This window comes from Mycobacterium sp. NPDC051804 (genome assembly GCF_044452905.1).
GTDB lineage: Bacteria > Actinomycetota > Actinomycetes > Mycobacteriales > Mycobacteriaceae > Mycobacterium.
The window spans coordinates 807,481-829,893 of sequence record NZ_JBITCD010000004.1 but is presented as its reverse complement, the minus strand read 5'-3'; the positions used below and the strand labels follow the sequence as shown (position 1 = coordinate 829,893).

Below are 22,413 nucleotides of genomic sequence, written 5' to 3'. Positions count from 1 at the left end.
AGCACACGGCTGAGGTGTGCGATCTTGAGGCTAAGCGTAACAGGCGAAACTGACAACTGATTTTCTGACCTGGGGTTTTGGCACGATCTTTACGAGGATTGGCGGCCTTTGACCAACGCGAGGACGTCGGCGCCGTACTGCTCAAGCTTGCGCGCACCGATGCCGGGGATTGCAACAAGTGCGGCGTCGTCACCCGGCAGCGTCTCGGCGATCGCGATCAACGTGTTGTCGGTGAACACCACATACGCGGGCACACTCATCTCCTTGCTGGTGCGCAGCCGCCAGTCCTTGAGCTCGGCGAGCAGGTTCTCGTCGATATCGGACGGGCATCCCTCGCAGCGGCGCAGCACGATCGCGGCGGGAGCCGTCAGCGCGGCGTTGCATACGCGGCAGCGTGGCGTGGGTCCCTTCGGGCGACGGGGCTTGCTGGGGCTGTTGTCGCCGGACGCCTGCGGTGCGACGCCGTTGAGGAACCGTGACGGTTTCCGGGTCTGCCGCCCGCCGGGGGCCCTGGCCAGTGCCCAGCTGAGCGCCAAATGCATTCGTGCCCTGGTGATTCCGACGTAGAGCAGGCGGCGTTCCTCTTCAACCGGCTCACTGTCCGGACCGTGGGTGAGGGCATGGGAGATCGGTAGCGTGCCGTCGGCGAGACCGACCAGGAACACCGCGTCCCATTCCAGACCCTTGGCCGCGTGCAGCGACGCGAGTGTCACGCCCTGGACGACGGGTGGATGCCGCGCGTCGGCGCGCTGCCGAAGCTCGGCGAGCAGGGCGCGCAGATCCAGCGAGGGGCGTTGCGCGACTTCCTCGTCGACGAGTTCGGCGAGTGCGGTCAGGGCCTCCCACCGCTCGCGCGCCTTGGTACCGGGCGGCGGTTCGGCGGTCAGCCCCAGCGGTTCCAGCACGGCGCGGACGATGTCAGGCAGTGGCCCTTCGACGTCACGTTCGGCGGCGCGCTGCAGTGCCACCAACGATTGGCGGATCTCCTGGCGACTGAAGAAGCCCTCGCCGCCGCGGACCTGGAACGGGATGCCCGCCTCGGTCAGCGCCTCCTCGTAGACCTCGGACTGCGCGTTGATCCGGTAGAGCACAGCGATCTCGGCGGCCTCGGTGCCCGCGTCGATGAGCTTCCTGATGCTCTTGGCAACTGAGGCCGCCTCGGCGACCTCGTCGCGGTGTTCGGCGAACGTCGGCACCGGACCGGGATCACGCTGGCCGACGAGATGCAGCTTGCTGCCGGCCATTCGGCCGCGGGCGGCGGCGATGACGCGGTTGGCCAGCGAAACCACCTGCGGGGTGGATCGGTAGTCGCGCTCGAGGCGGACGACCGCGGCGTCGGGGAAGCGCCGCGAGAAGTCCAGCAGGTACTGGGGCGTGGCGCCGGTGAAGGAGTAGATGGTCTGGTTGGCATCGCCGACGACCGTGAGGTCGTCGCGGTCGCCCAGCCAGGCGTCGAGCACACGCTGCTGCAGAGGGGTGACGTCCTGGTACTCGTCGACGACGAAGCAGCGGTACCGGTCGCGGAACTCCTGGGCGACGGCCGCGTCGTTCTCGATGGCCGCGGCGGTGTGCAGCAGCAGGTCATCAAAGTCGAGCAGCGTCGTCCCGTCGCGGCGGGCCTTCAGCTTTTCGTACCCCGTGTACACCGCCGCGACCTTCGCCGCGTCGAACGGGATGTCGCGGCCTGCCTTCGCGACGGCGACCGGATAGGCCTCCGGACTGATCAAAGATCCTTTGGCCCACTCGATTTCGCCCGCGAGGTCGCGGACGTCGTCGGTGCTGGCCTGCAGCCCAGCACGGTTCGCGGACTGTGCGACGACGGCGAATTTCGTGTCGAGCAGTTCCCATCCGGTGTTACCGACAACGCGCGGCCAGAAGTAAGCCAGCTGGCGGCGGGCCGCGGCGTGGAACGTCATCGCCTGCACGGACGAAGTGCCCACTCCGTCGTCGAGGGAACGCAGCCGGGCGCGCATCTCACCGGCGGCGCGCTGGGTGAACGTCACCGCCAGCACCTGCCCCGGCGCGACGTGCCCAGAGGACACGAGATGGGCGATGCGGCGGGTGATGGTGCGGGTCTTTCCGGTGCCGGCACCGGCCAGCACACAGACCGGCCCGCGGGGGGCGAGGACGGCCTCGCGCTGTTCGTCGTCGAGGTCCTCAACGATGCGCGAAGACGCGACCTCTAACGGCATGCGGACCATCTTGTCAGGGTGGGCCGACAAATCCGGGGCATGCCGCGGGCATGTTCGGTGCATCGACTACGTTGACGAACTTATGAGCGCTGAGTTGACCATGTACACGACGTCCTGGTGCGGCTATTGCGCGCGCCTGAAGAAGGTCTTGAAGGCCGAGGGCATCGCGTACACCGAGGTCGACATCGAGGAAGACCCCGCCGCCGCGCAGTTCGTGGCCTCGGCCAACGGTGGCAATCAGACGGTGCCGACGTTGAAGTTCGCCGACGGCTCGACGCTGACCAACCCGAGCGGCGCCGAGGTCAAGAAGAAGCTCAAGCTCTAATCCGCCGCCCAGGACTCAATGATTTCGCGGGCGATCGAAATCGATCCGGGCAACAGCAGCCGCGACGGCGAGTCGCTGCTCCAGTCACCGTCGGCCAGCGCGGCACGGACCTCGTCCCTGGTGAACCAGGCCGCCTCCGCGATCTCGCCGTCGTTGAACGAGAACTCCTGCTCCGGATCGCCGATCGCGTGGAAGCCGACCATCAACGATCGCGGAAACGGCCACGGCTGGCTGCCCAGGTACTGAACATCGGTGACGTGCAAGCCGATCTCCTCGGCGATCTCGCGCACGACACACGATTCGAACGACTCCCCCGCCTCGACGAAACCCGCCAGCAGCGAGAACAGCCGCTCGGGCCACACCGTCTGCCGGGCCAGCACCGCGCGGTCGTGGCCGTCGTGGACGAGGCAGATCACCGCTGGGTCTATGCGGGGGAACTCCTCGTGGCCGGCCGCCGAATTGACTCTCGCCCAACCGCCCTTGATCGGCTTCGTCGGTGCACCGTCGATGGCGCTGAACCGTGCGCTGTCATGCCAATTCAGCAGCGCGGTGGCGGTCGCGACGAGCTGGGCGCTGACATCGTCGAAGATCGGACCTGCCCGGCGTAGGTCGAGGACCTCGGTTTCGGTGTGCGGGTCTTCGGGGCCTTCCAGCGCCCCGCGGATGCCCCAGACGTGCGTGCCGTCGGCGAGCCGCCCGAGGAAGACGGCGTTCTCGGGAGGCCTGGCGCCCAGATCGGCCGCCTTGCCCAGCACGACGGAGCCGTCGGCGATCAGCACCTGATTGCGACGATCGACCCGCAGCAGCTTCGCATCGGCCCAGCCGGCCAACGCCGCGTCGACGTCGGTGCGCAGCGTGTCGGACCGGTCGGCGCCTACCCGGGACAGCAGCGGGACGTTGCGCAGCCGGAACCCTCCGGAGCTCACCGCTCCGCGTCCGCACTGCGGATGTACAACAGCCGGTCGCCGTTCTCGAGCGCGTCGACGCGCTCGTCATCGACGCGCATCAGCTTCCCGTCGCGCACGACGCCGAGCACGATGTCGGTGTTGTGTTTCGGCGAGCCGCCAACCTCTTTGGGATTGACTTCCCGTTCGGCGATCGCGAAGCCGGCGTCGGGGGTGAGAAGGTCTTCCATCATCTCCACAACGCTCGGGGTCTGCACCGCGATACCCAGCAACCGGCCCGCGGTCTCCGACGTCACGACCGTCGAGTCGGCGCCGGACTGTTCGAGCAGGTGCTGGTTCTCGGCTTCCCGCACCGCGGCGATGATCTTGGCCTTGGGCGCGAGCTCGCGAGCGGTCAACGTGACGAGCACGGCGCTGTCGTCTCTGTTTGTTGCCACGATGATCGCCTTGGCGTGCTGCGCACTGGCGAGCCGCAGGATCTCGGAGTCGGTCGCGCTGCCGCGAACGGTGACGAGCCCGGCGCTCTTGGCACGCTCGAGGGCGGCGGGGTTCTCGTCGACGACGACGATGTCGGCGGGTGCGACCTCGTCGCCCACCATCGCGGCGGCCGCGGTCCTGCCCTTCGTGCCGTAGCCCACGATGATGATGTGGTTGCGCACCTTGTTCCTCCATCGCTGGATTTGGTAGACCTGCCGCGACTGCGTGGTGAGGGTTTCGACCGTCGTACCGATCAGCACGATCAGGAATGCGATTCGTAGCGGCGTGATGACCAGGACGTTCACCAGCCGGGCCGACGGGGTGACCGGCGTGATGTCGCCGTAGCCGGTGGTAGACAGCGACACCGTGGCGTAGTAGAGGCAGTCCAGGAATGTCAGCGGATTGTTGGCGTCCGGCGTGCTTTCGACATCGCGGTAGCCGTGCCGGTCCAGGTAGACGATCAGGACGGCGGCGAACAGCGCGCCAAGGGCGTAGAAGACCCGCCGGATGATGCGCTGCGTCGGGCTGACCTGTTCGGTCGGGATCTGGACCGTATCGGTGAGAGCATGGACCGGCTGATCAGCCAGTGACTGGTCGAATCGGCGGAGCCGACGGCGCAATCGTCCCTTAGCCATCAGAACCCATCATCGCTCCGAGTCGGCGCACGCCATTATGTAACCATGACGACACCCTTGCCCGAACTGCAGCAGATCGCGAATCCGAAACGAGCACAAATGATGGGCGCCGGCCTCGTCGGCATGGGCGTCCTGCATTTTGTGGCTCCCAAGCCGTTCGACACGATCATCCCGGAGGAACTGCCCGGCAGCGCACGCTTCTACACCTATGCCTCCGGTGTGGGCGAACTAGCGACCGGCGCACTGCTGTTGGCACCGAAGACGCGCCGCCTCGGCGCGTTGGCGGCCATCGCCCTGTTCGTCGGCGTGTTCCCCGGCAACGTGAACATGGTCCGGCTGTGGAAAGACAAGCCGCTCCCCATGCGTATCGGAGCGATCGCCCGTCTGCCGCTGCAGATCCCGATGATCACCGAGGCGTTCAAGATCTATCGTTCGACTAAGCCGCAGTAGCTCCTCCCAGTAGTTCCAGCAGGTCGGCACTTCCGGGCAGATCCTCGGGGGTGACGGTCAGCCCGCTGCGCACATAGTGAAACGACGCGCGCACCGATTCGGGTGGGCAGCCGTGAAGCGCGGCCCATGCCAGCCGGTACACGGCGAGCTGAACGGCCGCGTGCTGCTTGGCTTCCGGCGTGTCGGGCGGGTCGCCTGTCTTCCAGTCGACGACGGTCGCACCGCCGCCGTCGTCACCGAAGACCGCGTCGATGCGACCTCGCACCACCCGCCCGCCGAGCACCATGTCGAACGGCACTTCGACGTCGATCGGTGTGCGCCCGGCCCATGTCGACACCGCGAATGCGGCTTGCAGTTCTGCGAGTTCGTCGGCGACGGTGGTGTCGTGGTCCATGGCACCGGGCAGATCGTCGAGATCGAAGAGCCGATCAGCTTGGTAGAAGCGCTGCACCCAGTCGTGAAAAGCGGTGCCCAGTAAGGCATGTGGATCGGGCCGGCTGGGCAGCCGGCGGCGCAGGCGCTCCGCCACCGCTTCAGGGTCGCGACCGAGTTCCACCAGCGAGCTGACCGACAGCTGGGCGGGCAACGGCGGGACCGGACGTTCGGTCGCCCGCTTGCGCTCGGCCAGCAGGGCGTCGACGTCGGATGCCCAGCCCTCGTCGCCGTCTGCGGGCTCGCCGCCGGACTCACCCGTCATGACCCTGGCGACGAGTTCGGCGCCCCGGCCCACATCGTCGCGGCGAGAACCGGCCGGATCGGCGGGCCAGACCGCCTCAACCACGTTGTCACGCAACGGGTTGGGTTCACCGTCCGCCGGTGCGGGGGCCCACTGCTCGATGACACCGCAGGGTTCGCCGTCGGCGTCAGCCTGCTGGATGATCTCCTTGAGCTCGCCGAGGAAAGCCGACGGACCGCGCGGCTTGGACTCTGTGGCTCCCCAATGGTGGCCGGACAGCAGCAGCGTGTCCTCCGCGCGGGTGATCGCCACGTACAGCAGTCGTCGTTCCTCGTCGATGCGCCGCTGCGCGAGGCTGTCCTTGTGATCAGAGATCCTGTCCGACAGCTTCTTTCGATCGTTGACGTCGGAGGTGTCCAGGACCGGCACACCGTGCGCCGACAGCGTCGCCCGATCACCTCGCAGCAGCGGCGGCAGATCGCCGGCGTCGGTGAGCCATGTCCTGGCGGAGGCGGTCGAGGGGAACACCCGACCGCTGAGGTGGGGCACCGCTACCACCTGCCATTCCAGCCCCTTGGCGGCGTGCACGGTCAGGATCTGCACTCGGTCGTCGGCGACGGACGTCTCCGCGGGAGCCAGCCCGTTCTCCACCTGCTCGGCCGCGTCGAGATAGGCCAGCAAACCCGAGACTGTGGCACCCGAACGGCTCGCGAAGTCGGCCACCACATCGGCGAACGCGTCGAGATGTTCGGTGCCGGCCCAGCCGGCCGAAATTCGGCGTGCTGCCCGTACCTCGGTGTCCACCCCGAGGACCCGTCGCACCTCGGCGATCAGTTCGGGCAGCGGATGCGTGAGATGTCCACGCAGCGAGGTCAGTTCGCGACCCAGCTCCACGATGCGGGCATATCCCGCCACGGAGTACGCGGCCGCGGGGCCCGGATCGCCGACGGCGTCGGTCAGGCACGCGGTGTCGGCGTCGGGCGCGGCTTGCGCGACGACCCGATCAGCCGCCGCACCGTCCTCGGGCTTGCCGGCGTCATCGAGGTCGACGGCGCGCCGCCACAGCGCGGTGACGTCACGCCCGCCCAGGCGCCAACGCGGGCCGGTGAGCACGCGCATGGCCGCGGCTCCCGCGGTGGGGTCGGCCACCATCCGCAACATCGCGACCACATCGGCAACTTCGGGCACACCGAGTAGCCCGGCGAGTCCCACGACTTCGACCGGTACACCCCGCGCGGTGAGCGCATCGGCGATGGGTGCGGCATCGGCGTTGCGCCGCACGAGCACCGCCGTCGTCGGCGCCGCGACACCCTTATCGCGCGCCTCGTGGTAGATCCCGGCCACATGGTCGGCCACCCAATCACGTTCGGAGACAACGTCGGCCAGCAGCGCGCATCGCACGGTGCCCTCGGCCGCGTCGGGTTTGGGCGTGAGCTCGCGCACCGCCACGGAACGGCGCCGGGCCTCTGCGGACACCGCATTCGCCAGATGCAGGGTGCCCGAAGGATTGCGCCAGCTGGTGCGAAGCTCCAGCGTCGGTGCGGGGCTGCCGTCGGAAAGCGGAAAGTCGGTGGTGAACCTCGGCAGATTGGTGGCCGACGCACCGCGCCAGCCGTAGATCGACTGGATCGGATCACCGACGGCGGTCAGGGCCAGCCCGTCGTCCACGCCACCGCCGAACAACGCCGACAGCGCAATGCGCTGCGCGTGGCCGGTGTCCTGGTATTCGTCAAGCAGCACAACCCGATACCGACTTCTCAGCTGCTCGCCCACCTGTGGGAACGCCGACGCCAACCGTGCCGCCGACGCCATCTGCATACCGAAGTCCATGACCTTCTGCTCGCGCATCTGCCGGTGCAGCGCGTCGATCAGCGGGACGAGATGTATGCGTTCCGTCTGGTTGGCCAGCAGGCGCAGCAGCCATTGGCTGGGCCCGCGGTCCCGCTGGTACGGCCCCGCAGGCAGGGTGTGCACGAGCCGTTCGAGCTCGACGTGGGTGTCGCGCAGCTGCTCAGTGTCGACAAGGTGTTCTGCTAGCTGACCGGCGAGTCGAAGCACCATCGCGGTCACGGCGGCCGGCGTCTTGTCAGTGTCGAGGTGTTTTGGGTCCTGACACACGACCCGGAAAGCCAACTGCCACATTTCGGTTTCGCTCAGCAGGCGGGTGTCCGGTTCGACGGGAAGCAGCAGCCCGTGCTCGCGCAGCAGGTTTCCGGCGAACGCATGGTAGGTGCTGACGGTCGCCGGGTCGTCGGTAATGTCGGGCAGCCCCGGACCGGCGGGAACGAGACCCGCGCCCGCGAGCCTGGCCAGCCTGGTGCGGACGCGCCGCAGCAGCTGTCCGGCGGCCTTGCGGGTGAACGTCAGACCCAGCACCTCGCCCGGGCTGGCGTAGCCGTTGGCGACCAGCCAGACCACCCGGGCGGCCATCGTCTCCGTCTTGCCCGCCCCGGCGCCGGCGATGACGACCAACGGTCCCGGCGGCGCGGCGATCACCGCGGCCTGCTCGTCGGTGGGGGCGAAAAGCCCGAGCGCGGAGGCGAGGTCTTCGGGGCTGTAGCGCGGGTTCACTGCTGACCTCCGGTAATCGCCTGGGCCGGGCACATCTTCTGCACCGGGCAGTGCGCACAGCCGTCGTTGATCCGCGCGACGTACTGCGGGCCCTGCGTGGCCGCCGCCGCGGCCTGCACCTTCGCCCGCCAGGCCACGCGCGCTTCAGGGGTCAGCGCGTCCTGCTCGCGCTCGGCCGCATTGCCGCCGCTGGTCTTGCCGAGGTACACCAGCTTGCCGCCGCCGGGGTCCTCCCCCTGCGGCAGCAGCCCTTCGGCGATGGCCAGCTGATACATCGCTAGCTGGGCATGCCGCTGAGCCTCGTCCTTGGTGACCGGGCTCTTGCCGGTCTTGACGTCGACGACCACCAGCCGCCCCTCGCTGTCGCGTTCCAGTCGATCCAGACGACCGCGAACCCGCACTCCCGGACCGTCGCCGCTCGGCTCGACGACCTCGCCCGCGACGTCGATCTCCGTACCGACCTCGGTGAGCTGGTGGCGACTTTGCGCACGCCACTGTGTGAACGTGGAGAGCATCAACCGGTGACGGTCCAGCTCGTTGTCCGAATGCCACTCCGCATCGAACGGAAGCTTCTCCCAAACCTTTTCGAGGTCGTTGAGCATCTGACTTTCGGTCTTGCCAGGATCGGCGACCAAGGCATGCAGCAGCGAACCGATCGCCGAACGCACATCGCGGGCGTCGCTTCCGCCGTGGCGTTCTAACAGCCAGCGCAGCGGGCAGTCCGTCAACATCTGAAGCGTCGACGGGGACAACGTCACGGTGTGGTCGTCTCCGCACCACAGCGGTTCGTCGGTGGAGAGAGGCGTGGTGGCGTACCATTGTTTGGGGTCGGCACCGGGGACGCCGCCCTGCGCCAACCGGGCGAGTTGCGCTGCCGCGCAAGCGCGTACATTGTCCTCGACATCGTCGGGCGGGGCGCAGACCACCGCCCGCAGGCGCCCGACCACAGCCGTCGGCGCCAGCACCCGAGGTGCGTACACCGGCACCGGGGGCTCGGGCTCGGGATCGGTGGCCAGCGAGGTCAATTCGTAGCAGAACGGCGACGGCAGCATCGACTCGTCTCCGCAATCGCTGTCGACGGCAGTCACCAGCAGCCGATTGCGGGTGCGGCCCATCGCCGCGATGAGCAGCCTGCGCTCCTCGGCGAGCAGCGGCGCGCGCGTTGACACCACCTTGTCGTTGGGCGCCATCACCCCGTCGAGCACGTCGACCAGCTGCTGGGTACCCAGGACACCGCCGCGGGGAATCATGTTGGGCCACAGCCCTTCCTGCACGCCCGCGATGACGACGAACTCCCAGTCTCCGCCGAGCGCTGCATGCGCACTCAGCACCGGAACGGCCTCGGTGGCGGCGCCATCATCTCGCGGGGCGGACGGTAGGCCCAGAGCACTGACGTGATCGAGGAGGCCACGCAACGATGCACCCGCGGTGCGATTCACGTACTGCTCGGCGATGTCGAAGAACGCAGTGACGGCGTCTAGGTCGCGGTCGGCTTGTGCGCCCGCCGCGCCGCCGCGTTCACTGACCGTCAGCCACCGGCGTTGCAGACCGGACCGATGCCACGCCTGCCAGAGCGTGTAGCGCGGATCCTCGCCCTCGGATGCCGAGCGGCGCGCGGCACTCAGCACCGCGCCGACCCTGCGCAGCGGGCGGGCGAGTTCCGCGGACAACCCTTCCGTATCCCCCTGCAGGGCGTCGACCAGCAGGTCGCCGAGTTCGCGGGGCGGTTGCGCACCGTCGAGGCGGCGTAGCGCCCGCCGCAGTTGTCGCAGCGATACCGGGTCGACCCGGCCGATCGGTCCGGTCAGCAGCGACAGTGCCTGCGCACCGTCGAGTTCACGTTCGGTCACTTCGAGCACCGTCAGCAGGGCTTGCACCGCGGGCTGGTCGGCGATCGGGGCGGTGGGCGTCGGCAGGTCCACCGGGACGCCCGCCGTCGACAGAGCCCGCGCGAGGGTGGACCCCAGCCGCGGCACCGACCGCACGACGACTGCCATCTGCGACCACGGGACCCCGTCGACCAGGTGGGCACGGCGCAATGCATCGGCGATCAACGCGGATTCGGCGTGCGGCGACGCCGCGATGCGCACCGTCACCGAGCCTCGGTCCCCGTCGACGCCGTTCACGCGGCGCGCGTCGCCGGCACCCGGAAGCCGTTGGGCCATACCGGTGATGGCTCGCGCAATGGCAGGCGCGCAACGGCGGGATTCGGTCAGGATGAGCGCAGGCTCGTCGCCGCGCAGAAGCGCGGGATCGGCTCCGCGGTAACCGAATACCGCTTGATTCGGGTCGCCGGCCAGGATGGTGAGCTCGGCGCCGGCAGACAACACCCGGACGAGCCGGGCCGCTTGCGGATCCAGATGCTGGGCGTCGTCGACCAGGAGCAGTTTGATCCGTGCGCGCTCGGCCGCCAGCAGGTCGTCGTCGGTGGCCAGCGCCTCCAACGCAGCACCCACCAGTTCGGCGGCGCCGAGGGCGGGCACGGTGGCCTGCGGCGCGGCCATGCCGACGGCCGAACGAAGCAGCATGATCTGTTCGTAGGCCTGGGCGAACTGTCCGGCTGCCAGCCATTCGGGCCGGTGCGCGCGACGTCCGATGCGCTGTAGCTCGACAGGGTCCACGCCGCGCTCGGTGCAGCGCGCCAGCAGGTCACGCAATTCGTTGGCGAACCCGACGGTGCTCAGCGCGGGGCGCAGCTGCGCGGGCCACGCCACGGCCGACCGCTCACCGTCTTCGAGATCGCCGGCAAGCAGTTCGCGGATGATGCCGTCCTGTTCGGCACTGGTGATCAACCGCGGCGGCGGATCACCCTTACGCTGCGCGGCGAGACGCAGCACCGCAAACGCATACGAGTGCACCGTGCGGACCAATGGCTCGCGCACGACCGCGCGGGTGCCCGCTTCGAGCAGTGCCGACGTGATCGCGGCGCGCGCCCGGATGCCGAGGCGTGCCGAACCCGTCAGCAGCAGAACCGATTCCGGGTCGGTGCCAGCCGCGATGTGGGCTGCTGCGGCGTCGACCAGCAGCGTGCTCTTGCCGGTGCCCGCGCCCCCGATCACTCGGACCACGCCGCGTATGCCGGGTTCGGTGAGCGCGGTCGGCGTGAGATCGGTGTGCGGTGCGGACATGCCCGAATAACACCACGGGGGTCCGACAAGTCAGCCGCATCGACTGGCTGGCAGCATCACAGGAGTGAGCGAACTACTGCACGTGCACCGCTATGGACCCGATGCGCCCACCCAGGTCCTGGCGATCCATGGCTTGACCGGGCACGGGCAGCGGTGGCAGACACTGGCGACGCGGCACCTGGCCGAATTCGCGGTCGCCGCACCGGACCTGCTGGGCCACGGACGTTCGACGTGGGCCGCACCCTGGACGATCGACGCCAACGTGGCGGCCCTGTCCGCGCAGCTGGACGCTCCAGCCGTGGTCGTCGGGCATTCATTTGGCGGCGCCGTGGCACTCGCACTGGCCGCGTCCCGCCCGGACCTGGTGTCTGCGCTGGTGCTGCTCGACCCCGCGGTCGGCCTGGACGGCGGCTGGATGCGCGACATCGCCGACGACATGATGGCCTCACCGGACTACACCGACCGCGCCGAGGCGCGCGCCGAGAAGGCCTACGGCTCATGGGCCGACGTCGACGCCGAGGAGCTGGATCGAGAGCTCGACGAGCACCTCGTCGATCAGGACAACGGGCGCGTCGGCTGGCGGATCAGCATCCCGGCGATGATGTCCTACTGGAGCGAGCTGGCCCGGCCAATCACGTTACCGCCCAGCACGATTCCCACCACGTTGGTCCGGGCGAGCAGGACCAGCCCACCGTATGTCACCGATGACCTGCTCGCGGAACTCGCCACCGACCGGGACTTCACGCTCATGGACCTCGACTGTGACCACATGGTCGCGCAAGCGCTGCCTGTCGAGACGGCGGTGTTGATACGCAAGGCGCTCGGGTAGATGGCGGCCATCACCGACGAACAGGTCGAAACCGTGCGGGCCCTGGTGGCCTCCATCCCGCCGGGACGCGTCTCGACATACGGCGACATCGCCGACGTCGCGGGCCTGTCCAGCCCTCGCATCGTCGGCTGGATCATGCGCACCGATTCGTCGGATCTGCCGTGGCACCGGGTGATCCGGGCCTCCGGCCGCCCGGCGCCACACCTGACGACCCAGCAGTTGGAGTTGTTGCGGGCCGAAGGCGTGCTGGCCGAGGACGGCCGGATCCCGCTGCGCGACGTCCGCCACGAGTTCTGAGCGCGGAGGAAACTAGAGCACCAGGCGAACCAGCGCGGCCGTCCGCGCCAGACCGGGGAACGCCGCGGCCGTCGACCGGGGATGTAGTGCGTGGACAGCGAGGCGGAACATCAACGCGCGCAACAACATCTGCGGCCATTCCGGCAAGGGACTCCACCGTTCGATCAGCCCGTCATCGGCCTCGCCCCAAGACAGCGCGTCGACGACCACCACCCCGGCCGCCCACGACGCCGGCCGCCAGTACGGCGTGATGTCGGTGATGCCAGGGGCGGCAGTACCGGCGAAAAGCACTGTGCCGTAAAGGTCTCCGTGCACCAGCTGGCTCGGACTCTTGGTCGGCCGACGCAGTGCCGCCAGCTGAGCGATCAGCTCGACGGACCGTTGTCCGTCCGCCGAACCGGGCGACAACCGTGCCCCCTGCGGCAGAGAGTGCAGCGGACGTTCCTCCCAAGCGGCCCGATCGGCCGCGATGAACACGTCGACGTCAGCCCACGGCGCCACCGGCGGCTGGGTCAGGAAACGCGGACGCTCGAGCTTGGCCGTCGCCTCGTGGAGCCGCACAGCGGACGACACCACTTCGTCGTGACGGGGTTCCGGGGTGCCCGCGACGAAGGTGTCGGCCCGCCAGCCGGCCACCACGTAGCGGCCGTCGGTCGAACGGACGGGCCGGGCCAGCCGCACACCGTCGACGAACAGCGTCTCGCGCACCTTCGCCGACCATGCCGCTCGCGCGTGATCGGCGACCATCGACAGCACGACCTCGCCGCAGCGCCAGCCGCCCTCCCAGCTCGAACCGAGCGCCGTCGGTTTGACTCCGCTCAAGCCGAACCCCGCCAGCACGTGATCAGGCGGTTGCTCGACACTCACCGCATCAGCGTAAGCGCAGGTCGGGCAAACGGGCCGTTAGTACATCACCATGTCGGGTTCGAGTTGCTTTCCCCAGGCGACGATGCCGCCCTGCACGTGCTTGGCGTCGGAGAAACCGGCCTTCTTCACGATGGCCAGCACTTCGGCCGAGCGCACACCGGTCTTGCAGTAGAACACCGGCGTCCGGTCGACCTGCAGCTTTGCCAGCGCTTCACCCGTCTCGAACGCGCCCTTGGGGATCAGCTCGGCGCCCTCAATGTGGTTGATGTCCCACTCGACGGGTTCGCGGACGTCGATCAGCGCGAGCGGCTTGCCGGTGTCCATCAGGTCGCGCAGTTCCCGCGGGGTGAGCGTGGAGTCGGCGGCGGCCTCGGCAGCGGCCTCGGACACCACACCGCAGAACTCTTCGTAGTCGATGAGCTCGGTGATCTTCGGCGTGGCCGGATCCTTGCGGATCTTGATCGTGCGGTAAGTCATGTCGAGCGCGTCGTAGACCATCAGGCGGCCCAGCAGGGGCTCGCCGATGCCGGTGATCAGCTTGATGGCTTCGGTGCCCATCACCGACGCGATGGACGCGCACAGGATGCCCAGCACCCCGCCCTCGGCACACGAAGGGACCATGCCCGGTGGCGGCGGCTCGGGGTAGAGATCGCGGTAGTTCAGGCCCAGACCGTCGGGCGCATCTTCCCAAAACACCGACACCTGGCCCTCGAAGCGGTAGATCGAGCCCCACACGTACGGCTTGCCCGCCAGCACAGCGGCGTCGTTGACCAGGTAGCGGGTCGCGAAGTTGTCGGTGCCATCAAGAATCAGGTCGTACTGCTCGAACAGTTCGACGGCGTTGTCCGGCTCGAGCCGGACCTCGTGCAGCCGCACCTCGACCAGCGGATTGACCTCCAGGATGGAGTCCCGTGCGCTCTCGGCCTTCGACCGGCCGATGTCCGACTGGCCGTGGATGATCTGACGCTGCAGGTTCGATTCGTCGACCACGTCGAATTCGACGATCCCGATGGTTCCCACCCCGGCGGCGGCCAGGTACAGCAGGGTCGGCGAGCCCAGCCCGCCCGCGCCGATGACAAGCACCTTGGCGTTCTTGAGCCGTTTCTGCCCGTCCAGACCGAGGTCCGGGATGATGAGGTGGCGGCTGTAGCGCTGCACCTCTTCACGTGTGAGTTCGGCCGCCGGTTCCACCAGCGGCGGCAACGTTGTCGTCACCGAATGCTCCTTGATTGGCTGTGCTGTCCCAACAATAGGCACATTCCACAACAGCGAATGCATCGTGAGGCTTCCCGGACGCGACCGGCGCTCAGGCGATCGGATAGGGCCAGGGGTTGAATCGGCAGGTCTTGCCGTCCGGGTTGATCGTGCCCGGGTCGAAGCGGGCCGCGTCGTTGTTGTTGGTGGAGAACGTCTGCTGCATCATGATCGGCGCCAGCTCACCGTTGGCCCCGCATGCCTCATGCCGCTGGTAGCCGATCGCGTGACCGACCTCGTGGTTGATCAGATATTGCCGATACGAGCCGATGTCGCCCTGAAACGGGACCGCGCCGCGCACCCAACGCGCCTCGTTGATGAACACGCGCGGTTGCCCGTCGATGTACGCCGGGTTGTAACACGACGCCTCGAGCGGGATGTCGTAACCGCACCCCTCGCGGACGGTCATCGGCGAGCTGAGCGAGATCCGGAAATCGGGTTGGATTTGCGACGTGCCGTCGACGCGCTGGAACGCGAACTGCGGGTTGTGGGTCCAGCTCTTCGGATTCGCCAGCGTTTCACTCACCATCCGGGCGAACCCCTCGTCACCGCCGAACGTCGTGGTGTCGATACCGTCCTCGACTTCGACGGTGTACGTGAAGACTTTCGCCGTACCCTCACCCACCTGGGACGACGCACCGGGCACGATGTGCCACGTCTTGGCCGCTGCCTCGGTGAACGGACCACCGTCGGGCAGGATGCCGGTAGGTAGATTCGCATCGAACTGCGTCAAGCCCCTCGGCGGAGCGCCGATGATCGCCGTGCTCGCGACGCCGATGGTCGGCGGGCCCTGTACCGGCCCCTCGGGTTTGTCGGTCTCGGGCTCGGTGGCACCGGCGAAAGTCACGTAGAGGGCGACGGCCGTCCACACGACGAGCATGGGCAGCGCGTAAGCCCGCCAGCCGTAGGTGTGCACGAAACGGCCCAGCTTGCTCTGCTTACGAGCGTTGCGATGCTCTTCGCGGTTGGACCTGGGCCGGCCGGAGTCATTCGCCAAGGGGTCGCGCTGCGCCCTCAGTGGCTCGCGCCACTCGTTGCGCAGCGCAGGTGCGCCTCCCCCGCGACGCTCCGAGTCGTAGGTCACCGACACAGGATGACACAGGCCAGAGCCCTGATACCTCCGGCGCGCCACCGGCGATGGAGAGTGCGCACCGCGCCTCGCGACCTCGTGTTTGCGCGCTGGCTTTGCGAACGGTAGTAATCTCGTTGCGAAACCACGCAGATAAAGCCAGATAAAGGATGTAATGAGCGATCTCGCCAACTCCGCCGCAAGGCGAGGCGCGCAGTCGGGCTCCGGCGAAGGGATAAGCCGACGCGGCAACCGGCTGCCCCGCGACGAGCGGCGCGGCCAGTTACTCGTCGCTGCTAGTGAGGTTTTCGTCGACCGCGGATATCACGCCGCCGGTATGGACGAGATCGCCGACCGGGCCGGCGTGAGTAAACCCGTTCTCTACCAACACTTCTCGTCGAAGTTGGAGTTGTACCTCGCGGTGCTGCAACGCCATGTCGAGAACCTGGTGTCCGGTGTGCGCCAGGCCTTGCGCACCACCACGGACAACCGGCAGCGGTTGCGCGCGGCGGTCCACGCGTTCTTTGACTTCATCGAGCACGACAGCCAGGGCTACCGGCTGATCTTCGAGAACGACTACGTGACCGAACCGCAGGTCGCCGCCCAGGTGAAGGTGGCCACCGAATCGTGCACCGACGCGGTATTCGACCTGATCAGCCGCGATTCCGGGCTGGAGGCACACCGCGCCAGGATGATTGCCGTCGGCCTGGTGGCAATCAGCGTCGATTCAGCGCGCTACTGGCTCAACAACGACCGGCCGATCAGCAAGGACGACGCGGTGGACAGCACCGTGTTGTTCGCCTGGGGCGGCCTGTCACACGTGCCGCTTACGCGTTCTTGACGGCCTCTGCGCCGACAACACCGAAGCCGACGCGGCGGACATCCGCGGCACCGATCTCGACGTAGGTGATCTTCGACGTCTGGACCAGGAATCGCCGGCCCTTCTCGTCGGTGAGACTCAACACGCCCGAGTCCTGGCCCAGCGCGTCGGTGATCAGCTTCTCTACCTCGGTAGGTGTCTGCGCGCTGTTGAACACGAGCTCACGCGGGCTGTCCGTGACACCGATCTTGACCTCCACGCTGCGAACCCTTTCCCTAACTTTCACGTCGTCGAGAAACCCTCGAGGAACCTAGAGGCAAGGCTAGTGGACGCATCCACGGTGCTGCCGCTCCGGTGAGTTCGCGGTCAGCGAAGCCGGTTTCGAACGGATGGCACGCCGCATGCCCAAGCCGCATGCCGAACGGCGACCTAACCGAGTCCGGACCGTGACCGTACACACCGCCGTGAAACCTCATGTGTCACTTGCGCATCGATAGCATCGGCCCGGTACATGAACGCGACGACCTGGGAACCCATATGAACAGGCCTTATACTGCCCATTCTCCGTATTCTCTGACCCCCACCGAGCAGATCCCGGTCTACGCCGGTGACGACTTCGGCGACTTCGAGTACGACGGGCTGCAGGAGTACCCGGACGATGACGATTACGCCGACATCGCCGAGTACGACGAGGAGAGCATCGACCGGAAGTGGATGTGGGTGGCCGGCATCGCCGGTGTGATCCTGTTCATCGCCATCGGTACGACGGGCATCATCCTCGGCGGCGGCGACAGCGGTTCAGTGTCGGCCACCGGGACCTCGTCCGCGCCGACCGCCACCCCGGAGGCCACGTCAGCGCCAGCCGTCGCGGCGCCGTCATTGCCTGCCGAGACGGTCACGACGGTGAGTCCCGCACCAGAGGCACCCACGGCGGTCGCGCAGCCGGAAATCGCCGCCCCCCTCGCGCCCTCTGCACCCCCGCCCGCGGCCGCCCCGACCGTCTCGCCGCGCGCAGTCACCTACCGCGTAACGGGCAACAAACCGATGATCGACTTCGTCACCGTCATCTACACCGATCAACAAGGTGCACTGCAGACCGAGGTCAACGTGGCGCTGCCCTGGGCGAAGACGGTCGTGCTGGACCCCGGTGTCGAGCTCAAGTCGGTGACCGCGACCAGCGTCGGCGGTCAGCTCAACTGCGGGATCTACGACGCCGCGGGCGCCCTGGTCGCTGTGCAGAGCAACAACACGATGATCGCCAACTGCACCCAATAGCCGTCAGGCCAGACCCAGCTCCTGCATGCGGGAGATATGGGTGTGCTGGAGGCGGTCGAAGAACTCGGTCATCTGGGTCAGGCCCTCACCGCTCGTCATGACGAGGTCGACGAGTTCATCGTGATCGGCGAGCACGTACTGGGCCTGGGTGATGGCCTCGCCGAGCAACCGGCGCGACCACAGCGCCAGTCGATGCCGCTGCTTCTCGCTCGCGGTTACGGCGGCCTGCACCTCGGCGACAACGAACTGCGAATGGCCGGTCTCCGACAGCACCGCGCGCACCACGTCGGCGACCTCGGTGGGCAGCGACGTCGCGATCTCGAGATAGAAGTCGGCGGCCAGCGCATCACCGACATACGTCTTGACGAGTGCCTCCAGCCATGTGCTCGGGGTGGTCAGCCGGTGGTAATTCTCAAGGGCCGACGCGTATTTCGTCATCGCGGGCACCACGTCGACTCCCCTGCGCTCGAGCGAGTCGCGCAGTACCTCGTAGTGGTTCATCTCCGCCGCGGCCATGCTGGCCATGTTGATGCGGCCCCGCAGGTTGGGCGCCATCCGCGCTTCGTCGGTGAGCCGGTAGAACGCCGCCACTTCGCCGTATGCCAGCAGCGCGAACAGCTCGTTGACACCGGGATGGTCGGCCGAAACACCCGAGCTCACGGAGTCCGTCGACTGCTCGGAGGGGGCCGCAGGTGGTGCCGGAGACTTAGGCGCAGTCATGGCCCAACTGTAAACGTCAACCGGCGGTCGCTCTCGCGGCGAACCCGGCCAGCTATCATGGAGGAAGGCAGTGGCTTGTTCAAGGCACCTTGACGGTCGAAAAGACCTGGTCGCTACCTAAGAAATGTGCGTGCACGCAGTCGGCCCGCCTACCTCAGCGCAGGGCCCCGGCAAAGCTTCGTCGAACTCGTGCGCGCGTGGACGCCATGAGGAATCGACAATTGAAAGGCCAAGCCTCCGCGTATGACACATCTCAATCCAACCTTTGCTGAGCTCGGAGTCCGCGATGAAATCGTGCGGGCACTGTCCGAGGACGGCAAGGAACACCCCTTCGCTATCCAAGAACTGACAATGCCGCTCGCCCTCGCCGGCGACGACCTCATCGGCCAGGCCCGCACCGGAATGGGCAAGACTCTCGCGTTCGGTGTGCCGCTGCTGCAGCGGATCACCACCGACCCCGACAAGGAGCTATCCGGGATCCCGCGAGCACTGGTCGTGGTCCCGACCCGCGAATTGTGCCTGCAGGTGTACAACGACCTGGCAACCGCCAGCAAGTACCTGACCGCCGGCGATCGCAAGCTGTCCGTAACCTCCATCTACGGCGGCAGGCCGTACGAGCCGCAGATCGAGGCCCTGCAGAAGGGCGTCGACGTGGTCGTCGGGACCCCGGGCCGCCTGCTCGACCTCGCACAGCAGGGCCACCTGCAGCTGGGCGGGCTCTCGATGCTGGTGCTCGACGAGGCCGACGAAATGCTCGACCTGGGCTTCCTTCCCGATATCGAGCGGATCCTGCGCCAGATTCCGACCGATCGCCAGGCGATGCTGTTCTCGGCCACCATGCCGGACCCGATCATCACCCTGGCCCGCACGTTCATGAATCAGCCGACGCACATCCGGGCCGAGGCTCCGCACTCGGCGGCCACCCACGACACCACCGAACAGTTCGCCTACCGCGCCCACGCGCTGGACAAGGTCGAGATGGTGGCCCGCATCCTGCAGGCCGACGCCCGTGGCGCGACGATGATCTTCACCAGGACCAAGCGCACCGCACAAAAGGTGTCCGACGAGCTCGCCGAGCGCGGCTTCAAGGTCGGCGCGGTCCACGGTGATCTCGGTCAGGGCGCGCGCGAAAAGGCCCTCAAGTCCTTCCGCACCGGTGACATCGACGTGCTCGTCGCCACCGACGTCGCCGCCCGCGGCATCGACATCGACGACATCACCCACGTCATCAACTACCAGATCCCCGAGGACGAGCAGGCCTACGTACACCGCATCGGCCGCACCGGCCGCGCGGGCAAGACGGGCATCGCAGTCACGCTGGTCGACTGGGACGAGTTGCCCCGTTGGGCCATGATCGACAAGGCGCTCGGTCTGAACACTCCTGATCCGGCCGAAACGTACTCCAGCTCGCCGCACCTCTACGAAGAGCTGAACATCCCGGCAGAAGCCAACGGCACCATCGGCGAACCGCGCAAGGCACATGCCGCCAAGCGCCCGCCCGCGGAGAAGTCCGCCGATCGTCCCGCCCGCAACCGCAACCGCACCCGTCGGCGCACCCGCGCCGGCGAGCCGGTTTCCGGACATTCCCCGACACCCTCGACTGAGAGCGGGTCGCCCGACGGCGAGGCGAGTTCGGACGGTACGCCGCGGCGCAAACGTCGTCGGCGTCCGCGTAAGGCCGCGGCCAGCACCGGCTAGCTCGAGAAGAGCCGCCGACATATGTCGCCGCCGGGGCGGCTCCGTCGCCACCCGATGGTCAAACCTGAACGCCGCACGCGCGCCGACGTGGTGGCGGCAATCGCCATCACCGCAGTCATCGCCGTCACGGCCGCCGTGGTGTGGTGGACGAGCGACGCCAGGGCGACGATCAGCCGGCCGGCCGCGAATTCGGTTCCCCCGCTGAGTACGGCCAAGATGGTGCCGTCGTCGCTGCGGCAGCTGTGGACCGCACCCAGCCCCAAGACGACGGCCCCGCTGGTCGTGGCCGGCAGCGTGGTGACAGGGGACGGTCATACCGTGCAGGGCCGCGACCCGGCGTCCGGTAGCCCCGTGTGGAGCTACGCGCGAACGAATCTCGACCTGTGCGGGGTCAGCTGGGTGTACCAGTACGCCGTAGCGGTGTACCCCGACAGCCGGGGCTGCGGTCAGGTCAGCACCATCGACGCCAAGACGGGCCAGCGCGGTCCCGCCCGCACCGCTTATGCCGATCCCGAGGTGCGGCTCTCCTCAGACGGCACCGCCGTGCTGTCGGCCGGCGACAGCCGACTGGAGCTGTGGCGGTCGGACATGGTCAGGATGATCAGTTACGGCTCCCTGGACGCCAAGATCAAACCCGGCACCCCCGCGTCTCCGCTGTGCCGGCTGGTGTCCGCCGCCGCCAGCTCCACGGCCGTCTCAGTGCTCGAGGCCTGCCCAAAGCAGGACGATATGCGCCTGACCCTGCTGCGGCCTGCCGACGACGAGGACACCCCCGAACTGAAGTACGTCACCCAATCCGGGGTGAGCGCGGACTCCGACGCCCAGGTGGTGGCCGTGTCCGACACGACGACCGCGGTGTACGTACCGACTCCGAAGCCGGTCGTGAACATCGTCGACGAAACCGGGGCCACCATCGCCAGCACGCCACTGCCGAAGCCTGCGGCCGCTAACGCAACGATGTCACGCGCCGGTGACCTAATCACGTGGTGGACCGGCGACAGCGTAATGGTGTTCTCCGCTAAGGGACTTCAGTACAAGTACACCGTCTCGCCAGCCGGCGCCAACATTCCGCTTGGACCGGCAACGGAGATGGCCGGGCGCCTGCTCGTTCCGGTCACCGGGGGTTACGACGTATTCGACGCGAACAGCGGTAAGGGCGATCGGCACATCCCGGTGCCACGCCCGCCGAATTCAGCACCCGTTGTCCCCGCGGTGGCCGGGTCGACGGTCGTTGAGCAGCGAGGCGACGAACTGGTAGCGCTCGGCGGCTGAGCCGCCAATCAAGCTTCGGCGGCTGAGCCGCCAATCAAGCTTCGGTCAGTTGCGATTTGGGTGTAGCGGGGTCGCGCTGGCCGCGACTCACGACACCGAAATCGCTAGACGTCCGGCGTGTAGGTCGCCAGGGCCTTTCCTTGCTCCCAGTGCTTGAGCAGTGCGTTCGCCAATTCGCGATACGCACTCGCACCCTTGTTCTTTCGGCCCGCCAGCACCGACGCTCCCGATGCGGTGGCTTCGGCGAAGCGCACCGTACGAGGTATCGGCGGCGCGAGCACCGGCAGGTCGTATCGGTCGGCGACATCGAGTAGCACGTCGCGACTGTGGGTGGTGCGTGAGTCGTAGAGCGTCGGCAGCGCACCCAGCAGCGTCAAGTCGCTGTTGGTGATCTGCTGGACGTCGTTGATGGTGCGCAGGAACTGGCCGACGCCGCGGTGCGCCAGCGTCTCGCATTGCAGCGGCACGATGACGTCATCAGCCGCTGTGAGCCCGTTGAGTGTGAGCACACCGAGTGACGGCGGGCAGTCGATGATCACGACGTCGAACTGGTCGCTGACCTTGGCCAGCGCACGCTTGAGCGCATACTCGCGACCGGCCCGCATCAACAACATCGCCTCAGCTCCGGCCAGGTCGATGTTGGCGGGCAGCAGCGTCATGCCCTCCGACGTCTCGACCAGCGCCGCTTCCGTCTCGACGTCGCCGAGCAGCACCTCGTGGATCGACATCGGCAGCTTGTCGGGGTCCTGGCCCAGCGAGAACGTCAAACAGCCCTGTGGATCCAGATCGACGAGCAGCACCCGTCTGCCCTTCTCCATCATCGCCGCACCCAGCGACGCCACCGTTGTCGTTTTGGCGACCCCACCCTTTTGATTGGCGACCGCAAGTACCCGCGTCACGCCTGCCATCCTGGCACGTGTACGAACGCGTCGGCGGGAGGTGCGGCAGAATCA

Annotated in this window: 19 protein-coding genes; 8 read left to right on the top strand and 11 right to left on the bottom strand. The window is 67.7% G+C overall.

The genetic code is table 11. The features are described from left to right. Positions 1-89: 89 nt before the first annotated feature. On the bottom strand, positions 90-2,192 hold the full coding sequence (locus ACIA48_RS19465) for an ATP-dependent DNA helicase UvrD2 (protein ID WP_396734931.1): 2,103 nt from the start codon (positions 2,190-2,192) through the stop codon (positions 90-92). Positions 2,193-2,274: 82 nt separating this feature from the next. Here ACIA48_RS19465 and mrx1 point away from each other — a divergent pair, with 82 nt between their 5' ends. Continuing rightward, entirely contained in the window at positions 2,275-2,517 is a 243-nt protein-coding gene (gene mrx1 / locus ACIA48_RS19460; RefSeq protein ID WP_396734929.1) for a mycoredoxin Mrx1, read from the top strand. Here mrx1 and nudC read toward each other — a convergent pair. Both nudC and ACIA48_RS19450 read right to left on the bottom strand, forming a co-directional pair. Further along, positions 2,514-3,443: an NAD(+) diphosphatase gene (gene nudC, locus ACIA48_RS19455; RefSeq protein WP_396734926.1), complete on the bottom strand. Its 930-nt coding sequence runs from the start codon at positions 3,441-3,443 to the stop codon at positions 2,514-2,516. The two genes, mrx1 and nudC, sit on opposite strands and share 4 nt — an antisense overlap. Beyond that, positions 3,440-4,534, bottom strand: a complete 1,095-nt coding sequence (locus tag ACIA48_RS19450) for a potassium channel family protein (RefSeq protein ID WP_396734923.1) — start codon at positions 4,532-4,534, stop codon at positions 3,440-3,442. The genes nudC and ACIA48_RS19450 overlap by 4 nt, the downstream gene beginning before the upstream one ends. A gap of 45 nt (positions 4,535-4,579) precedes the next feature. On the opposite strand from ACIA48_RS19450, the gene ACIA48_RS19445 reads away from it, so the two are divergent. After that, positions 4,580-4,984, top strand: a complete 405-nt coding sequence (locus tag ACIA48_RS19445) for a hypothetical protein (RefSeq protein ID WP_396734920.1) — start codon at positions 4,580-4,582, stop codon at positions 4,982-4,984. On the opposite strand, the gene ACIA48_RS19440 is transcribed toward ACIA48_RS19445, so the two are convergent. After that, on the bottom strand, positions 4,971-8,231 hold the full coding sequence (locus tag ACIA48_RS19440; RefSeq protein WP_396734917.1) for an ATP-dependent helicase: 3,261 nt from the start codon (positions 8,229-8,231) through the stop codon (positions 4,971-4,973). The genes ACIA48_RS19445 and ACIA48_RS19440 overlap by 14 nt on opposite strands. Further along, positions 8,228-11,359: an ATP-dependent helicase gene (locus ACIA48_RS19435; protein WP_396734914.1), complete on the bottom strand. Its 3,132-nt coding sequence runs from the start codon at positions 11,357-11,359 to the stop codon at positions 8,228-8,230. The genes ACIA48_RS19440 and ACIA48_RS19435 overlap by 4 nt, the downstream gene beginning before the upstream one ends. Before the next feature lie 64 nt (positions 11,360-11,423). On the opposite strand from ACIA48_RS19435, the gene ACIA48_RS19430 reads away from it, so the two are divergent. Further along, a complete protein-coding gene (locus ACIA48_RS19430) occupies positions 11,424-12,188 on the top strand; it encodes an alpha/beta fold hydrolase (RefSeq protein ID WP_396734911.1) in 765 nt (254 codons plus the stop codon). Continuing rightward, positions 12,189-12,485 (top strand): MGMT family protein, encoded by a 297-nt coding sequence (locus tag ACIA48_RS19425; protein ID WP_396734909.1) that lies wholly within the window; start codon positions 12,189-12,191, stop codon positions 12,483-12,485. A gap of 12 nt (positions 12,486-12,497) precedes the next feature. On the opposite strand, the gene ACIA48_RS19420 is transcribed toward ACIA48_RS19425, so the two are convergent. The 3 genes from ACIA48_RS19420 to ACIA48_RS19410 all read right to left on the bottom strand — a co-directional run bounded on the left by ACIA48_RS19420 (position 12,498) and on the right by ACIA48_RS19410 (position 15,690). Next, positions 12,498-13,352 carry a TIGR02569 family protein gene (locus ACIA48_RS19420; protein ID WP_396734906.1) on the bottom strand — a complete coding sequence of 285 codons (855 nt, stop codon included), beginning with the start codon at positions 13,350-13,352 and terminating at the stop codon, positions 12,498-12,500. 36 nt (positions 13,353-13,388) lie between these two features. Further along, complete coding sequence (moeZ, locus tag ACIA48_RS19415; protein ID WP_396734904.1) at positions 13,389-14,567, bottom strand: adenylyltransferase/sulfurtransferase MoeZ; 1,179 nt, start codon at positions 14,565-14,567, stop codon at positions 13,389-13,391. Between the two features lie 91 nt (positions 14,568-14,658). Then, positions 14,659-15,690, bottom strand: a complete 1,032-nt coding sequence (locus ACIA48_RS19410; RefSeq protein WP_396734901.1) for a DUF3152 domain-containing protein — start codon at positions 15,688-15,690, stop codon at positions 14,659-14,661. Between the two features lie 160 nt (positions 15,691-15,850). Between ACIA48_RS19410 and ACIA48_RS19405 the strand changes: the two genes are divergently transcribed. Then, positions 15,851-16,516: a TetR/AcrR family transcriptional regulator gene (locus tag ACIA48_RS19405; protein ID WP_396734898.1), complete on the top strand. Its 666-nt coding sequence runs from the start codon at positions 15,851-15,853 to the stop codon at positions 16,514-16,516. Here the strand turns inward: ACIA48_RS19405 and ACIA48_RS19400 are convergent. Beyond that, positions 16,503-16,754: a DUF3107 domain-containing protein gene (locus ACIA48_RS19400; protein ID WP_396734895.1), complete on the bottom strand. Its 252-nt coding sequence runs from the start codon at positions 16,752-16,754 to the stop codon at positions 16,503-16,505. The genes ACIA48_RS19405 and ACIA48_RS19400 overlap by 14 nt on opposite strands. Positions 16,755-17,032: 278 nt before the next feature. On the opposite strand from ACIA48_RS19400, the gene ACIA48_RS19395 reads away from it, so the two are divergent. Further along, positions 17,033-17,770 (top strand): hypothetical protein, encoded by a 738-nt coding sequence (locus ACIA48_RS19395; RefSeq protein WP_396734892.1) that lies wholly within the window; start codon positions 17,033-17,035, stop codon positions 17,768-17,770. A 3-nt stretch (positions 17,771-17,773) separates the two neighbouring features. Here ACIA48_RS19395 and ACIA48_RS19390 read toward each other — a convergent pair whose 3' ends face one another. Then, positions 17,774-18,490, bottom strand: a complete 717-nt coding sequence (locus ACIA48_RS19390) for a ferritin-like fold-containing protein (RefSeq protein WP_396734890.1) — start codon at positions 18,488-18,490, stop codon at positions 17,774-17,776. Positions 18,491-18,733: 243 nt separating this feature from the next. Between ACIA48_RS19390 and ACIA48_RS19385 the strand changes: the two genes are divergently transcribed. Together ACIA48_RS19385 and ACIA48_RS19380 are read left to right on the top strand one after the other, a co-directional pair. After that, positions 18,734-20,188: a DEAD/DEAH box helicase gene (locus tag ACIA48_RS19385; RefSeq protein WP_396734887.1), complete on the top strand. Its 1,455-nt coding sequence runs from the start codon at positions 18,734-18,736 to the stop codon at positions 20,186-20,188. A 54-nt stretch (positions 20,189-20,242) separates the two neighbouring features. Then, positions 20,243-21,460, top strand: coding sequence for a hypothetical protein (locus ACIA48_RS19380; protein WP_396734884.1), 1,218 nt, complete (start codon positions 20,243-20,245; stop codon positions 21,458-21,460). A gap of 104 nt (positions 21,461-21,564) precedes the next feature. Here ACIA48_RS19380 and ACIA48_RS19375 read toward each other — a convergent pair whose 3' ends face one another. Further along, positions 21,565-22,368: a ParA family protein gene (locus ACIA48_RS19375; protein ID WP_396734882.1), complete on the bottom strand. Its 804-nt coding sequence runs from the start codon at positions 22,366-22,368 to the stop codon at positions 21,565-21,567. Positions 22,369-22,413 lie beyond the last annotated feature (45 nt).

Bases quoted from the DNA above. Each gene is read 5' to 3' on its own strand.
- ACIA48_RS19465 (WP_396734931.1), bottom strand. From the start codon at position 2,192: ATGCCGTTAGAGGTCGCGTCTTCGCGCATCGTTGAGGACCTCGACGAC.
- mrx1 (WP_396734929.1), top strand. From the start codon at position 2,275: ATGAGCGCTGAGTTGACCATGTACACGACGTCCTGGTGCGGCTATTGC.
- ACIA48_RS19450 (WP_396734923.1), bottom strand. From the start codon at position 4,534: ATGGCTAAGGGACGATTGCGCCGTCGGCTCCGCCGATTCGACCAGTCA.
- ACIA48_RS19445 (WP_396734920.1), top strand. From the start codon at position 4,580: ATGACGACACCCTTGCCCGAACTGCAGCAGATCGCGAATCCGAAACGA.
- ACIA48_RS19435 (WP_396734914.1), bottom strand. From the start codon at position 11,359: ATGTCCGCACCGCACACCGATCTCACGCCGACCGCGCTCACCGAACCC.
- ACIA48_RS19425 (WP_396734909.1), top strand. From the start codon at position 12,189: ATGGCGGCCATCACCGACGAACAGGTCGAAACCGTGCGGGCCCTGGTG.
- ACIA48_RS19405 (WP_396734898.1), top strand. From the start codon at position 15,851: ATGAGCGATCTCGCCAACTCCGCCGCAAGGCGAGGCGCGCAGTCGGGC.
- ACIA48_RS19395 (WP_396734892.1), top strand. From the start codon at position 17,033: ATGAACAGGCCTTATACTGCCCATTCTCCGTATTCTCTGACCCCCACC.
- ACIA48_RS19390 (WP_396734890.1), bottom strand. From the start codon at position 18,490: ATGACTGCGCCTAAGTCTCCGGCACCACCTGCGGCCCCCTCCGAGCAG.
- ACIA48_RS19385 (WP_396734887.1), top strand. From the start codon at position 18,734: ATGACACATCTCAATCCAACCTTTGCTGAGCTCGGAGTCCGCGATGAA.
- ACIA48_RS19380 (WP_396734884.1), top strand. From the start codon at position 20,243: ATGGTCAAACCTGAACGCCGCACGCGCGCCGACGTGGTGGCGGCAATC.
- ACIA48_RS19375 (WP_396734882.1), bottom strand. From the start codon at position 22,368: ATGGCAGGCGTGACGCGGGTACTTGCGGTCGCCAATCAAAAGGGTGGG.